At 35.9% G+C, this 15,583-nt stretch carries 11 protein-coding genes; 6 read left to right on the top strand and 5 right to left on the bottom strand.

Annotated features, from left to right (window positions below; all coding sequences use genetic code 11):
• Positions 1 to 75: 75 nt before the first annotated feature.
• The 4 genes from BBI01_RS09495 to pdxR all read right to left on the bottom strand — a co-directional run bounded on the left by BBI01_RS09495 (position 76) and on the right by pdxR (position 8,191).
• Positions 76 to 2,499: a GNAT family N-acetyltransferase gene (locus BBI01_RS09495; RefSeq protein ID WP_065394817.1), complete on the bottom strand. Its 2,424-nt coding sequence runs from the start codon at positions 2,497 to 2,499 to the stop codon at positions 76 to 78.
• A complete protein-coding gene (locus BBI01_RS09490; protein ID WP_065394435.1) occupies positions 2,477 to 3,994 on the bottom strand; it encodes a pyridoxal phosphate-dependent decarboxylase family protein in 1,518 nt (505 codons plus the stop codon). The genes BBI01_RS09495 and BBI01_RS09490 overlap by 23 nt, the downstream gene beginning before the upstream one ends.
• A gap of 181 nt (positions 3,995 to 4,175) precedes the next feature.
• Entirely contained in the window at positions 4,176 to 6,410 is a 2,235-nt protein-coding gene (locus tag BBI01_RS09485; protein WP_065394434.1) for a TonB-dependent receptor, read from the bottom strand.
• Positions 6,411 to 6,703: 293 nt separating this feature from the next.
• Positions 6,704 to 8,191: a MocR-like pyridoxine biosynthesis transcription factor PdxR gene (gene pdxR, locus BBI01_RS09480; RefSeq protein ID WP_065394433.1), complete on the bottom strand. Its 1,488-nt coding sequence runs from the start codon at positions 8,189 to 8,191 to the stop codon at positions 6,704 to 6,706.
• A gap of 66 nt (positions 8,192 to 8,257) precedes the next feature.
• Between pdxR and BBI01_RS09475 the strand changes: the two genes are divergently transcribed.
• From BBI01_RS09475 to bioA, 5 genes are all read left to right on the top strand, one after another.
• Entirely contained in the window at positions 8,258 to 8,881 is a 624-nt protein-coding gene (locus tag BBI01_RS09475; RefSeq protein WP_065394432.1) for a hypothetical protein, read from the top strand.
• The gene (locus BBI01_RS09470; RefSeq protein ID WP_065394431.1) at positions 8,874 to 9,983 is read left to right on the top strand and encodes an aminotransferase class I/II-fold pyridoxal phosphate-dependent enzyme; all 1,110 of its coding nucleotides are present in this window, start codon (positions 8,874 to 8,876) and stop codon (positions 9,981 to 9,983) included. The genes BBI01_RS09475 and BBI01_RS09470 overlap by 8 nt, the downstream gene beginning before the upstream one ends.
• Positions 9,984 to 10,031: 48 nt before the next feature.
• Complete coding sequence (gene bioD / locus BBI01_RS09465) at positions 10,032 to 10,640, top strand: dethiobiotin synthase (RefSeq protein ID WP_065394430.1); 609 nt, start codon at positions 10,032 to 10,034, stop codon at positions 10,638 to 10,640.
• Positions 10,637 to 11,620, top strand: a complete 984-nt coding sequence (gene bioB, locus BBI01_RS09460) for a biotin synthase BioB (protein WP_185114349.1) — start codon at positions 10,637 to 10,639, stop codon at positions 11,618 to 11,620. Before bioD ends, bioB begins: the two co-directional genes overlap by 4 nt.
• 378 nt (positions 11,621 to 11,998) lie before the next feature.
• Entirely contained in the window at positions 11,999 to 13,285 is a 1,287-nt protein-coding gene (gene bioA / locus BBI01_RS09455; RefSeq protein WP_065394428.1) for an adenosylmethionine--8-amino-7-oxononanoate transaminase, read from the top strand.
• A 146-nt stretch (positions 13,286 to 13,431) separates the two neighbouring features.
• On the opposite strand, the gene BBI01_RS09450 is transcribed toward bioA, so the two are convergent.
• Positions 13,432 to 14,637 (bottom strand): CynX/NimT family MFS transporter, encoded by a 1,206-nt coding sequence (locus tag BBI01_RS09450; RefSeq protein WP_228393972.1) that lies wholly within the window; start codon positions 14,635 to 14,637, stop codon positions 13,432 to 13,434.
• A 71-nt stretch (positions 14,638 to 14,708) separates the two neighbouring features.
• On the opposite strand from BBI01_RS09450, the gene BBI01_RS09445 reads away from it, so the two are divergent.
• A complete protein-coding gene (locus tag BBI01_RS09445; protein ID WP_065394426.1) occupies positions 14,709 to 15,515 on the top strand; it encodes a helix-turn-helix domain-containing protein in 807 nt (268 codons plus the stop codon).
• Positions 15,516 to 15,583 lie beyond the last annotated feature (68 nt).

Here is a 15,583-nt window from a genome sequence, read left to right as displayed (position 1 = left end):
TTTCTATTTTTATAGGTTAAAATAAAAACTTCGACTCATCATTGAGCTGAGCCGAAAGCTTTTTTGATAATAGGATTAAGCGTTATTTGCTTCTAGTTTACTTTCCGGGCATTTTTCCCAATAATTTTCACGAGTGCAGAAAGTAAGGTAAGCTGTTTTATGGGGCATGGTGATAACACCTTCTCTTGTATACCCTAATTTTGTGATCAATCTATCAGTAGGAACTGCTTCTACAGAAGCTTCACCGATACATTTCCCAACCTCCGGAAGTGAGAATATATAATCCAGTGCTACCTGGAAAGACTGGAAGGAATACTTTTTATCTTTACGCGTTTCAGCAACAAAGAAATGCGTTCCGTAATCAGTAGGAAGAGAGTCATAATAAGCCCCTACAATATCACGCATTGGCCAATAAGGTTCAAAGCTAAATTGTGGAACACCATTGATTTCTCCAATAAAACTATGCTGTTCGTCGCTTGGAAGAATTGTTCTGAACCACAATTCCAGCTCTCTTTTAGGACCATCCATTTTCCAATAAGGCTTGGCGTGCTCCCTATTGAACCATTCATGGATCATTTCAAAATCATTATCAATATCGAAAGGTCTGATGCTGATTGTGATATTTTCGTCTTCGAAATGACGTGAGTATACTGTTTCTGTAGTAGTTGGTTTGATTAATTTATGGCTGTAGAAATATTTAGTCAGTGGGTTAGGCGTATCAAGGAAAACAGCAGGATATTCAAGAGATTCATCTGCTTCATTGATGTTTTGTAAGCTGGTGATGAGGTTTCCTTTGGTATACCAGTTTCTTTTATTGGTAATATAATCTACTAATCCCGTTTCGTCTTCATTTTCAAGTTCTTTGAAAGCTTTATAAACCAGGTTGATCAGTTTCTTTTCATCTGCCAATTGATTACATCCTAAAGCATTTACAACTCCTAAAATATTGTTTGTGACCAAATAATAAGTATACTTTGGAGCTAAAGATTCTTCATCAATTATAGACTGACTTTCATCTGCAATTCCCGGAAGTGCAGTGGAAACAAGATCCTTTCTTCCTTCTCTGAAAAAGAACCCTTGATTATCCCTAAAATAAATCTTCGCCGGAAATCCTTTTTTATCAAGTTCTATCATTACATTTTGCTGATGGAACTCACACGCAAGTCCGTAAGTATTCAGAATTCTTACAATAGGTCTTACACAAAGGTGAAGATACTGCTTGAACCATTCCAAAGCTATTTTTTCAACAGGCTGATCCAGTTTTTCAGCAGTAGTCGTGATGATATTCTGTAATCTTGAAGGTTTGCCTAAAATTCCATCCTGACATAAAGCAGCCAGAAGAGTTACATTTCTATTCTTGTTTTCTCCTTGGAACGGATTTCTTCTGATGCTGATATTGAACCCATTGATCACTTTTCCATTGAAAGTAACCGCCATAAAAGCAGGATCTACCATAAAGTCAATTTCAGGGAAATCATTCTGTAAGTTTTTTCCCCAATCCGTTTTCAGAAGTCTGCTGATATCATAGCCACGGTGAAGTTCCGGATACAGATTGATTCTCTCAGAATTGGTGATTTTAACATGCAAAGAAAACTTGAACATCCATTTATTATCCTCATTGTATACCGTTCTTACAGAAGAAGTAGGAGTGAAGTACTCACCATAATGTCCCAAAGCAAAAATAACACCTTGTTCCTGCATGATCTGTACATTTTCCTGACTCAAGAGATAATCTGCTTCCCAAGGGTGCATTGGAAGAATATGATACTCAGGATGCTGGTCCCAAAGTTTTTTATGTTCACTATCCAGAGTCGGATATATTTTCTCGGCAAGTTCTTTACTTACAAGCTCACCATCTGCATTTTTTTCGATAAAATTTTCAGGATTTACAAGGAAATAAAACAACTGGAATCTTCCCGAAGTTTCTGGTGAATATTTCAAAAGGTCCTCTCCTTTGAATCCTTGTTTAGATTTTGGGACCGGATGAAGAATATGCCCTAAAATAAGAGACTGTTCAGCTTCAATGAAAGACATTTCCAGATCATTGATCGCCTGTTTACTGTGGATAGAATGATACAGATATTCCGAAAGGTTATCAATACTGTTGCTTAATCTTTCCAGTACGGTAGAAGCTTCAATACCAGGATGAATTCCTTTAGCATATTCAGCGGTAAGAGTCATAAAACCATAAACATCAAGTTCTGAAACTTCATCAGTCTCTAAAATTCTCATCAATACAGGAAAATCAAAAAGATGTCTTCCGCTTTCTGAAAAATAAGCCACAGGAACATATACGTCACACCCTATAGACGCAAAATCTATTCTGATATGAAGATCTGTAGGTGTTTTCTGGAGATATTTAGCAATTCCTTCATCGTATTTAGGGATCCCTAAATATCGGCTCCAGTTTGTAAATTCTTTCATGTAGCAGTTGATAAGTGCTGTATAGTTTATCTTTTCTGCGTATTCCGGGATATTAGTTGAGTTCAATGTATTCATTTCCGTATTTTTTAATAATGTTAAGGATAGATTTAATGTCTTCAATAGTCGTTAAAGGATTAAGGATGGTAAACTTCAGATAAAACTGTCCGTTTACCTTAGTTCCTGCTGTAAGGGCATTTCCCTGTTTGTAAAGTTGTGATTTGATATAAGTATTGATCCTGTTCAGGTCAAATGTTTTAAATGGATCTGCCGAATAACGGAAAACCAGTGCTGAAATATCAGAAGAATTCAAGAGTTCAAAATAAGGATCACTTTCCAGAACTTCAGCAGCTTCACGGGCAGTCAGAATAATTCTGTCAACATAACTTCCCAGCCCTTTTTTTCCAATAATTCTCAAGGTAAACCAAAGTTTCAGTGCATCGAAACGTCTTGTTGTCTGTATAGATTTATTTACCTGATTCGGAATTTCATTTTCATCATGATCTTTAGGATTCAGATAATCCGCATAATGGGTAATCAGCCTGAAATAGTTTTTGTCTTTTACTAAAAAGCCACTGCTGCTCACTGGCTGGAAAAATCCTTTATGATAATCTATCGTTACAGAATCTGCGGCTTCAATTCCATTGATCAGATGACGGTATCTTTCTGTTAAAAGCAGAGCACATCCATAGGCTGCATCTACATGAAACCACAGATTGTACTTTTTGGCAATCCCTGAAATATTGATCAGCGGATCTACATTCCCGAAATCTGTGGTTCCTGCTGTTGCCACAACAGCAATAGGAATATTTCCGTTTTCAATTTCCTTTCTTACAGCATCTTCCAGCAATACACTGTTCATTCTGAAAGAACGGTCTGTTTTGATTTTAATGACAGCCTGCTCGCCAAGTCCCAGCATAGAAGCACTCTTCTGAATACTGAAATGCGCTGCTTCCGATACAAAGATCCTGAAACGGTGCGCTTCTTTGGGAAGTCCGTCTTTTTTTATATTATGATTAAGGTACTTAATAGAAAAATGATCTCTTGCCAGCAGCATTCCCATCATATTACTCTGAGAACCTCCACTGGTAAAAATTCCGTCTGAATCTTTATCAAAGCCTATTTCCCTACAAGTCCATTCAATAAGTTTCTGTTCCATCAAAGTACCTCCCGCACTCTGATCCCAGGTGTCTAAAGAAGAATTGATAGAGCTTATCATTGCCTCCGCTGCAACCGCCGGGATAACTACCGGACAATTGAGATGTGCCACATATTTAGGATGATGAAAAGCAATGGCGTGTTGTGTATATAAATCATTTACTTCTTCGAAAAGCTCTTCATAACTTATCGGAGGGGCGTTAAGATCTATATATTCGAATTGTTTACGTAAGTCTTTTGGTGAAACTCCACTAAAGGGCTTGTGTGTTTCTTCAAGAAATGCAATGACGCTCTGCTGAGTCTTTTGCATTGCTGCCTGGTATTCGTGAATGTTTATATCACAGAATAAATTTTCGAGATTTTGGAAAAGATGATCCTTCCCCGCAACAATCTGCTCGGTAATAACGGTGTTCATAGATATGATTTGTATGTGTTCTTTTTACTCCTTAAGAATCAGTTTTGAATGTAGATTACTGATATATTTTAATGCTCCTTAAAATCAAATATTTAATGGGCAAATACTTATAAATAAAATTGTTGTGTTAAAAAAAACTTATATTATGAGATTAAAATATACCAGTAAATCTTATAAGAGTTTAATAGTTAATCGTGTAGCCTACAGAAAACGTTGTTCCGCGACCCTGATAAGCAAAAGCTTTCTGAGGTGCTCCGTAGAAAAATACAGAACGCTGTCCCCAAATCGTAGTATATTGCTTATTAAAGATATTCTGAATTCCGAAATTAATCGTTCCTTTATTCAGTTTAATGTCTCCCATAAAATCAAATAGGGTATAGCCATTAATCTTCATATCGGCAAGATCTGTATAATTCATGGAATTTTGCATTTGTAATCTCAGTGAAAACCTTTTAGCATTCCATCCTGCAAAAGTCATAAACTTAGAAGGATTGGTAGTATAAACAGATTGATTCTGCCATCCTTTATCTAATGTTTTTGTCTCAGATTCCATTAATAAAATATTTCCTCCCAGTTCTAAACCTTGGGCAAAACGATATCCCAGTGCTCCTTCAAAACCAAAATTTCTCAATTTTTGATCAAGAAGAGAAACCGTAAAAGCAGCATTGTCAATTTTCAGTGTTTTGCTGGACAGAGCATAGAATACTGATCCTTGTGCATAAAATCCAGGCTCAGCACCTCTATTATGTCTGAAACCAAGTTCAAATTGATCAGTTTTTATTCCGCTTAAAGGTTGTTCTGCGATATTCATACTGTTTAAAAGGTTCCATCGGTTGTTATTCAGCTGATACTTTCCAAAACCATAAGATTTGGCTGCATCCGGTATGGCAAACCCTTGTGAAAAGCTGAACCAGGTTTGTGATGAAGGGGTAATTTTGTATAATAAACTTCCGTTCAGAAGAGTTACGTCATAATTGTTTTTACCCCCTTTCACTACATCTGCAGAGTTTCCATACCCGAAATGCATGTATACCTGCTCTTTAAATCCCACAAAATCATCCAGCTTCACATTAATGAACTGCTGTCTGATTCCTCCGGAAAGGGTAAGTTGCTTTGTGATGTTCCAGTCAGCCTGAATAAAACCAGCCAGAGTAAATATTTTAGTATCAGGATATCTTCCCACAAAAGCATCAGTTTTATTAATCAAACCTCCTGACTCACTACTTTTTTGTGGATTAAATATTGCCTGATCTCCTTTAAAGTTTTCAAAATCAATGTCTGTTCCGTAAGTGAAATTGAAAGCATTCCATTTCTTTGACAATACAGCTTTTGCTCCATAAACATCCGTATTTCCTCTTGCTGAAGAAAGAAATACCGGAAGAACAACACCTGCTGGAGGTTTAGGAACTTCAGCAAACGAAGCTCCGAAATCTACTTCTTCTCTTCTTCCATACCCCTGAAGTAATAAATTATGTCCGCCCAGTATATTACGAAGACTGTATTGCAAATTTGCCATGAAACGCTCTGTACGAGGAACGACATCAGAGTCTGAACCGTCCAGAACATTGATCAGATCAGGGTTTTTTGTTGTAAACCCTGTAAATCCAGGACCAAAGGAAAGCCATTTTTTATTTCTTACTTTTGAATTGTAGTACTGAAGATCCAGATTCAAATCCTGATCAGGGCTTAATTTTACGCTTAAACCACCCAAAAGATCAATAGATCTGTTATACTGAAAATCTGCCTGTTTTACATCTGTAATAATTTGATCTCCTTTGGCATCAAATGCACCTTCATTCTGCGTAAAAGCGGCTCCAAGCCTAAACTTGACGGCATCATTACCACCTTGAACAGATTGGGCAATTCTTTTATCCAAGTCTCCTTTATGAAAACCTGTTTTAAGTCCTACAGAAGTCTCAAATTCTAGTTTATCAGAAGTAGGTTTTTTAGTAATGATATTGATGATACCACCAGTAGAATCTCCACCATAAATAGCGGAAGCTCCGGATAACACTTCAATTCTTTCGATGTTAAAAGGATCTATGGCATCAAACTGTCTGCTGGAAGCTCTTGTACTGTTGAGTGAAACTCCGTTGAGCATCACCAAGACATTTCTGCCTCTCATATTCTGAGCATAATTCGTTCTTCCCTGATTCCCAAAATCAAACCCCGGAATCATATTTCCCAATACTTCTTTCAGCCCGGCACCGCCTTTTATTTGTGTCTGAAGTTCTTTTTCCCCAATGATCCAAACCGTTCCCGGAATATCACTGATTTGTTTTGGAGAACGTGAAGATACCAGAACAATTTCATTGATATCTTTTGTGCTTGTAATACTATCCTGCTTGCTCTGTGCAGAAGTATGTGCGGTAACGGCAGCCAATATAATGACTGAAAGCGCATATTGTCGTTTCATTTTATTTAGAATGATTAAAAATAATGAGACGAATATAGAATAATATTTGGTAAAATATCACAATGATTTTTGTCACATATTTCAAATGAATGTGAATCTGCTATAAAATCCTTAGTAGAGAAAGCGCAGATCTTATGGAAAAAACTACGATGCGGCTTAATTTTTAACAGTCTCAAAATGGGACAAAAGTAGAATTGTTGATCCCTAGAATTAATGAAAATGTAATATTAAAAAAGTAAAAAAAACTAAAAAAGTGTAAAAATCATATTCAAAAAAATCTCCAAAAAGAGAAGCTAGAAGAATTTATTTGAATTTTTCGAAAAAATATCGACGCTTTTTTCCATTTCGTCAAAATTTAAATTTCCAAAGCCAAGCCTCATTGCAGTGAGCCCTTTGTTCTGATATAATAACGTTTTAGGAATAAACAGATTGTCTTCAGCACATTTCCTACTTAGCTGCATCAGATTCAAAGGAGAATGCCATTCCAACCAAATGGCAAGACCTCCGGAAGGCTTTTCAAAGTTGATATGATTTCCCAGATTTTCTTTCAGCAGATCACAGAAATAATCACGCCTTTCCTGATATACTTTTAAAGATTTCTTTAGATAACGATTGATCTCACCCTCCTCAATCATTTCCCCCAAGGTTCTTTCCATCAGAATATCTCCTTGTCTGTCTATGATTCCAAGGTGTTTCCGCATTTCCACCATAAGATTTTCGGGAGCAACAATAAAGCCTGTTCTGAAACCGGGAGCCAGAGATTTCCCAAAAGAACCAATATAGATTACCATTCCGTTTGTATCTGCGCTGGCAAGAGGAAGAATTGGGCTTTTATCGTAATGAAATTCATAATCATAATCGTCTTCAAGAATTACGAAGCCGTATTCATTCGCCAGTTCCAGAAGTTCCAGTCTTCTTTGTGCACTTAAGGCAACAGTAGTAGGATAGTGATGGTGAGGAGTAAGATAAAGCATTCTTATCTTTTGTCTCCTGCATATTTCTCTTACATTTTCTACAATAATTCCGTCCTGATCTATCGGTAACGTCACAATATTAACTCCTGCTTTCTGAAAAATCATATTCACAGAGAAATAACTGAGATCACCTACCAAAACTGTATCTCCAGCTGAAAGTAGAATTTCGGAAACAATATAAATACTCATTTCCGTACTTCGGGTAATGAGAAGATTATTTTTAGAAATCGGTAACCCTCGGGAAAGATTCAGGTATTGAGATAAATGTTCTTTAAAAAACTCGCTTCCATCATGATTATAATGTCCTAGTGCTTTTTGAGTAGATTTTCTTTTAAGGATAGAACTATAATATCTGGAATGCTGCCCGACCTGAGTAAGCCTTATATCCGGAACTCCGTCATTAAAAACATATTCACAGTCTGAATGTTCAAAAGGATTATCAAGAATATTGGATGTTTTAAAAGAAAATCCTGTCGTTTTAGGATAGTTCTGAAGATTATTTTCTTCAAAATCTTTTACTTTTATTGGTTTTTCCTGATCTTTCCCGATCACAAAGGTTCCTTTATTGGGGAAACTTTCCACCCAGCCTTGTGCAGACAATTCATCATAGACCGCAACAGCAGTATTACGGTGAACATCCAGTATCTCACTGAAAGCCCTGGTACCGGGAAGCTTTGTTCCAAAAGGTAAATATCCTCTTTGAATAGCATTTACTAACTGATTGGCAATTTGCAGATAAATAGAAGTCTCTGATTTTCTATCTATTTTAATAAAACTTTCATAAGGAATCTTAACCGGACTATCCATAATATAAAAACTGGCACCATAGAACCATCCGGCAATATACTACTTTTGACATCAAAATAAAAATCTATGGAATTTCATCGTCTGCTTAAAAGAATTGTACAGGACGGCGGCACTCATGCTAAGTGGCTGAATACGCTTTCATTCATGGAAAATGCCGGAGCCAGAAAGATCTCCAAGTGCGAACATCCGATTTTGGTATCACAAATCCAGCTAAAACACGCTGCTGAAGAACATCGTCATGCTTATTATCTTAAAAAACAGATTGGAAAAATAGATCCGGAACTTTGTAAAACGTATGAAGATACAGAGCTTCTCGCTTCCATAGCTACCCGACAGTATCTTCATTCTCTTGATATTAAAGCCTGTCGATATTTGCAGGATGCTTTTAAATTAAATAAAGAAGACATTAAATACGCAGCCTATCTTTTTGTAACCTACGCCATAGAAGTTCGTGCTGATGAGCTTTATCCGGTCTATCAACAGGTTCTTACCGAAGAATCTTCAAGGATTATGGTAAAGTCTATTATTTTGGAAGAGGAAGGACATCTTGAGGAAATGATTCATCAGTTAAATGAATTTTCTACAGACTGGAAGCTTCACGCTGAAAATATATTGTCAATTGAAAAGGTATTGCATGAACAATGGATCAATGCCATTACAGAAGAAGTAGGACAGCTTGATTATGCTTAAAAACATCAGTCGTTTTGAGGAAGCACTTTACAAAAGAGAGAAGGAAGGTACATTAAGAACTTTAAAGAGTCCAACTGAAGGTATCGACTTTTATTCCAACGATTATCTCGGGTTAACAAGAAACAAGGAACTCCAGGGTATTTTATTAAAAAAAATAAATGATACTCCTCAATTCCTTTCCGGAAGTACAGGCTCAAGGCTTATCAGCGGTAACAGTAATCTGGTAATTTCTACAGAAGAATTCATTGCAAAAAAGCACAAATTTTCTTCTGCATTGCTTTTTCCATCCGGATATAGTGCTAATCTGGCTTTATTTTCAACAATTCCCAGTCGTCATGACACGATCATCGTGGATGAACAAATCCATCGTTCCGTACATGACGCCTGTAAAATGTCTAATGCTAAGAAATTAAAATTCAAGCATAATGATTTGAATGATCTGGAGAAAATATTACAAAGACAGGAAGGACATTGTTACATTGCTATAGAGAGTCTTTATTCTATGGAAGGGGATTTCGCACCAATTCAGGAAATTGTAAAACTGGCTAGGCAATATAATGCAGATCTATTGATAGATGAAGCTCATGCATTAGGTGTTTTTGGAAACGGATTAGTTGAAAAATACGGTTTAGAAAGCGAAATTACTGCTGCTGTAATAACTTATGGTAAAGCATTTGGAGCTCACGGAGCAGCTATTCTATGCAGTGATATTATAAAATCTTACCTGATCAATTTTGCATCACCTTTTATTTACTCAACTTCTGCACAGGATATTCAATGGATGAGCATAAAAACAGGATATGAGTTTTTAGAAGATCATCATGAACTTTCCATGAGACTTAAAGACAATATCAGAATATTCAGGAATCAGAAGCTGGAATCTCCTTCTTCGGAATCAAGCCCTATTCAAGCTATTATAATTCCTGATAATCAAAAACTGAAAACGCTACAGAAATCTTTATGGGAAAATGGTTTTCAAACGTATGCTATACATAGCCCGACGGTAAAAGAAGGAACAGAAAGACTCCGGATATGTCTTCACAGCTTTAATACAGAAAAAGAAATTATAAGACTGACAGAAATTATTAAAGAGTTTATTTAAAAACAAAAAGATTCAAAACCCGTAACCCGAATCCCGAATCCCAAAAACATGAAATTATTTATAACAGGAATAGGAACTGAAATTGGAAAAACCGTTTGTTCGGCAATTTTAGTTGAACATTTCAAAACAGATTATTGGAAACCTGTACAATCAGGAGATCTTCACTATACGGATAGTAACAAAATTGAGAGCTGGACAGATAATACCTTATGCCACCCTGAAACCTATCGTCTTCAATTGGCGGCATCTCCACATCAGTCTGCGAAGGCTGAAAATATCCAGATAAGCTTGGATGATTTTCACTTACCGGATACTCAGAATTCTCTAATTATAGAAGGAGCGGGCGGACTTATGGTTCCTCTGTCGGATGATATATTTATGATTGACCTGATTGAAAAACTGAAACTTCCCGCAGCACTTGTTGTGAGAAACTATTTGGGATGTATCAATCATACTTTACTTTCCATTATGGCATTGGAACAAAGGAATATAAAACTGGAATATCTGATCCTTAACGGAGAATTCCCTGAAGATACAGAAAGAGTAATCTGTAATTACATTAAAAAAGAAACAAAAATTATCAGAATACCAGAGGTTATTCCTGATAAAAAAAATATCACAACTACAGCGAAACAATTAAAAATAACAAAACTATGATAATGGATACAACAATCAGACACGACTGGACTAAAGAAGAAATCGAAAAAATATATCATTTACCTTTAATGGAACTGATCTATAAAGCAGCAACCGTTCACAGAGAATGGCATGATCCTTCCGAAGTACAGATTTCAACTTTACTATCTATCAAAACAGGAGGTTGCCCTGAAGATTGCTCCTATTGTGGGCAGGCAGCTCGTTACCATACCAATATCAAAGTACAGGCTCTACTTCCTACTGAAACTGTAATTGCCTATGCTCAAAAAGCAAAAGACAGTGGTTCATCTCGTTTTTGTATGGCTGCTGCATGGCGAGAAGTACGTAATAATCGTGATTTTGACAGAGTAATTGATATGGTGAAAGGTGTAAATGAATTAGGCTTAGAAGTATGCTGTACCTTAGGAATGCTTACGGAAGAACAGGCTGTAAGACTTCAGGAAGCGGGATTATATGCTTACAACCATAATCTTGATACTTCTGAACAGTACTATGAGGAAATTATATCAACAAGAACTTTTGATAACAGAATCAATACAATTAATAATGTTCGTAAAGCTGGAATCACAGTATGCTCAGGAGGAATCATCGGACTTGGAGAAACTCACAGAGACAGAATCTCCATGATTTTAACATTGGCTACAATGCCTAAACATCCGGAATCTGTTCCAATTAATGCCCTGGCTAGAGTAGAAGGAACGCCTTTGGAAAATAACGAAAAAGTAGACACCTGGGAAATGGTAAGAATGATTGCTACCGCAAGAATTGTAATGCCAGCCTCTATGGTAAGACTAAGCGCAGGACGTATAGAAATGTCTGAGACAGAACAGGCTTGGTGCTTCATGGCAGGAGCCAACTCTATTTTCACAGGCGAAAGAGAAACTTTATTGGTGACTCCGAACCCTGGTGTATCTGAAGATATGCAGATGCTGGAAACATTAGGACTGAAACCTATGATGAAAAAAGAAACTTGTTGCTAGTAAATTATGAATATGAGTTGGATTGTTGGTATTATAGCATTTGTTATAAAATTTGTTATTGAATTGTTATAAACTGTATTAATTGAATACAAGTTGGAAAACGCAAAGACACAAATGTTTTATTTTAAGGCACAAGAAAACCCAAGGTTTTCAGCAAACATTACGTTGATCCTTAAGCCACTAATACACTAATAAATTATTCGTGCATTAGTGGCTAATCTAAGGTATTCAATTTTATCATCGATAAAATCCTTGCGCCTTAAATAATCGCAATCTATAATAAACTTTCGCGTCTTTGCGATCAATCCAACATTTATCACAACATATTCAACTAAATTATCCATCTCCATCATTCACTATTAATTTTCACATTAAAATATGAGTATAACAACAAACAGCCTACAGGAAAGAGATAAAGCCATCAATTGGCACCCTTATACCCAGATGAAGACAGCCAATAACATCATTCCTATTACAAAAGGAAAAGGTATTTATCTTTATGATGAAGAAGGAAAAAAGTATATGGATGTGGTTTCCTCGTGGTGGGTAACCCTTCATGGACATTCTCATCCTTATATTGCTCAAAGAATATTTGAGCAGCTTAATACTCTGGAACAAGTAATTTTTGCCGGATTTACGCATGAACCCGCGGTACAGCTTGCAGAAAATCTTTTGAAACTCCTGCCTTCCAACCAGAAAAAAGCTTTTTACTCTGATAATGGTTCGACGGCAGTGGAAGTTGCTTTGAAAATGTGTATTCAGTTTGCTCATAATCAAGAAAAGAAGAAAACTAAAATACTTGCGTTCAGGAATGCTTATCACGGAGATACTTTCGGAGCAATGTCTGTAAGTGAGAAAAGTTTTTGGACTAAACCTTTCGAAAGCATGCTCTTTGAAGTTGTTTTCATTGATACACCCAATTCCGAAAATATTGAAGACTTAAAGATTCAGATTAAAGAACTTGCTGATGAGGTGGCATGCTTTATTTATGAGCCCTTAGTTCAAGGAGCAGCAGGAATGCTAATGTACAATGCTGAAGATTTAAACAGTCTGATGAAGTTTTGTAGAGAACAGAAGGTACTGATGATTCAGGATGAGGTTTTTACAGGATTTGGAAGAACAGGAAAGCTTTTTGCTGCAAATTATCTTTCAGAACAGCCGGATATCATGTGTTTTTCTAAAGGATTAACTGGCGGAACCATGCCTATGGGAATTACTACCTGTTCAAAAGAAATATTTGATGCTTTCTGGTCTGATGATCAGCATAAAACATTATTTCACGGGCATTCATTTACAGCTAACCCTTTAGCTTGTACAGCAGGACTGGCAAGTATGGAATTATTACTTAAAGAAGAAACTCAAATGAATATTCAGCAGATCACTCAACAGCATTCTGGTTTTATACAAACTCTTTCAGTACATCCTCAGGTTGAAAATGCCCGTCAGATCGGGACTATTTTAGCTTTTGATTTTAAAACCGGACATGGCACATCCTATTTCAATGAGATTGGAAAGAAACTCTATAATGAATTTCTACAGAGGGGAATCATTATGCGTCCATTAGGAAATGTACTGTATCTGGTTCCTCCATATTGCATATCTACGGAAGAGCTCAATTTTGTTTATCAGAATATTCTTGAAGTTTTAGATCAGTTTAAAGATTAAATATTTTACTATAATCTAAACCTTATATAAGATTTGTATTGCATTCATTTTCATTATATCAATACACCAACATCGATTTTTCAATAAAAAAGAGGCTTTTCAAACAGAAATAGCCTCTTTTTGTATGTTTTTTTAAACAAGTAATATTAATCTTCTACATATTTATTTCTTGCAGCCTTCATTCCAAAATAAAGCATAATAAGCACAGCAATACTTAAGAAATAAAAGGACGTATTCCAGGAAATGTCCCAATCATGAAGCTTTCCAAATACCGGAGGTCCGAATGCAGCAATAAGATATCCCACAGATTGCGCCATTCCTGAAATTTTCACTGCATTGATGCTGCTTTTTGTTCTTGTTGAAAAAAACAAAATTGATAAACTGAAAGACAATCCATTTGAAATTCCGATTACAACAGCATTTACATAGATCCATTGGGATTTTAAAAACACAAACATCATGGTGCTTGTAAACATCAAAGCACAGATGAAAAGGATCATTATTCTTTGATCTTTCATTTTACTGGCAATAATCGGGCAACAAAATGTAACAGGAATCATTGTAATTTGAATCACAAAAAGAACCCATCCTGCACTTTCACCCGGCATATTATAATCTGTAAGAAATGAAGGCAGCCACGCAACCATACAATAATAAAATAATGACTGTAATCCCATAAAAATACTAATATTCCAAGCCTGAGAAGACTTAAACATATTGAAATCGGAAGTACCCAAGGCAGGCTTTGGCTGATCAGAATTCTTTTTATTAAAAATCATTTCTAAAATCAACACAAGAAATCCTAAAGCCGCAATTACCAGCCATATTCCCAGAGAGCCACGCCATCCGAAACCTGTCCATTCTCCAATTCTCACGCTGAAACCTGATGCCAAAGCAGCCGTAAGATTCATGGAAACAGCAAAAATACCTGTCATCAAGCCAATCTGTTTTGGGAAATTATTTTTAACATAACCAGGAGTCACTACATTTCCGATACATATTCCCAAACCAATAAATACAGAACCAATGAATAGTAACCAAAGAGATCCTGTAATTCTTAAAAACAATCCGAAACTTAGAATAATCAATGAATACATCAATAATTTACTAATTCCCAGTTTGTTCGAAAACCTGCTTACTAAAACAGAACACACCGCAAACATAAAAAGTGGGATAGAAGTAAGAAGACTCACCTGAAAATTATCCAGTTTCAAAGCATCTCTTACGTCACCAAGTACCGGAGATACGGCAACAATAGGTGAGCGGAGATTACTTGAGATCAGAATCACCACCAATACATTTAAAACTAATAAAACATAAGAAGCATTCTTCCTTATTTCATTCTTCATCATATTAAAAACTTTTGTACAAAATTAAGACAGTAATTTTGTTTAATTTTGCCAAAGTTTTAACCTAAAACGACATGAATTCGAATGACAGTATCAAAATAAATGAACTAAATAAACCTTATTTTGTTTGGTTTGAAGAAGACTGGATCCATGATGATGTGCTTCATTCTCATCAAAAAGGGCAGCTAGTGTATGTAGAAAGTGGCTTCCAATATATTACAATTGAAGAAAAGATTTATCTTCTTCCGCAAAATCACGCTGTATGGATTCCGTCAGGTATTATTCATAAAACCAATACTCACTCTGAGAAGATCAAACTGATGATCATGTTTGCCGATACAGACAAAAAGAATCCTTTTTATGATGAGGTGAATGTGTTTTCTGTTCCTCCTGTTCTAAGGGAAATGATAAAATATGCTGAAAAATGGTCTAAACAACTCAAGGAAAACCGTAATGAAACTCTATTTTTAAAAGCACTTTTCAACGAACTTCCTCATTTCGTAGAGCATTCCCTAAAACTTCATCTTTGTCTTCCAAAGGATAAACGATTAGCCAAAGTCATTGAATATCTTCATGATCACTATAATAAAGAAATCAGGCTGGAAGATCTTGGAGATATGGCAATATTATCTTTCCGTACCTTGGAACGTATCTTTAAGAAGGAAACAGGATTGACAATAAGTAAGTATCAACAGATGCTTCGTATTATTAAAAGTCTTGAATTGTTGAGTTCAGGACATTTAACGATTTCGGAAACATCGTATGAAATAGGATATAAAAGTGTACAGGCATACACCAGAAGTTTTTTGTCTGTAATGCAGGTAAGACCCTCAGATTTTATTAAAAATATTAATATTAATTCAGAAAAGGGGATTTATTGATATTTTGAAAGACCGAAACATCCTTACTTAAAAGTACTTCTATAATTTCTGTCAGTATATAATTCTCA

Source organism: Chryseobacterium artocarpi (genome assembly GCF_001684975.1).
Classification (GTDB): Bacteria; Bacteroidota; Bacteroidia; order Flavobacteriales; family Weeksellaceae; genus Chryseobacterium; species Chryseobacterium artocarpi.
Note: the sequence above shows the minus strand (reverse complement) of the source record. Positions and strands in the feature narration are given on the sequence as shown.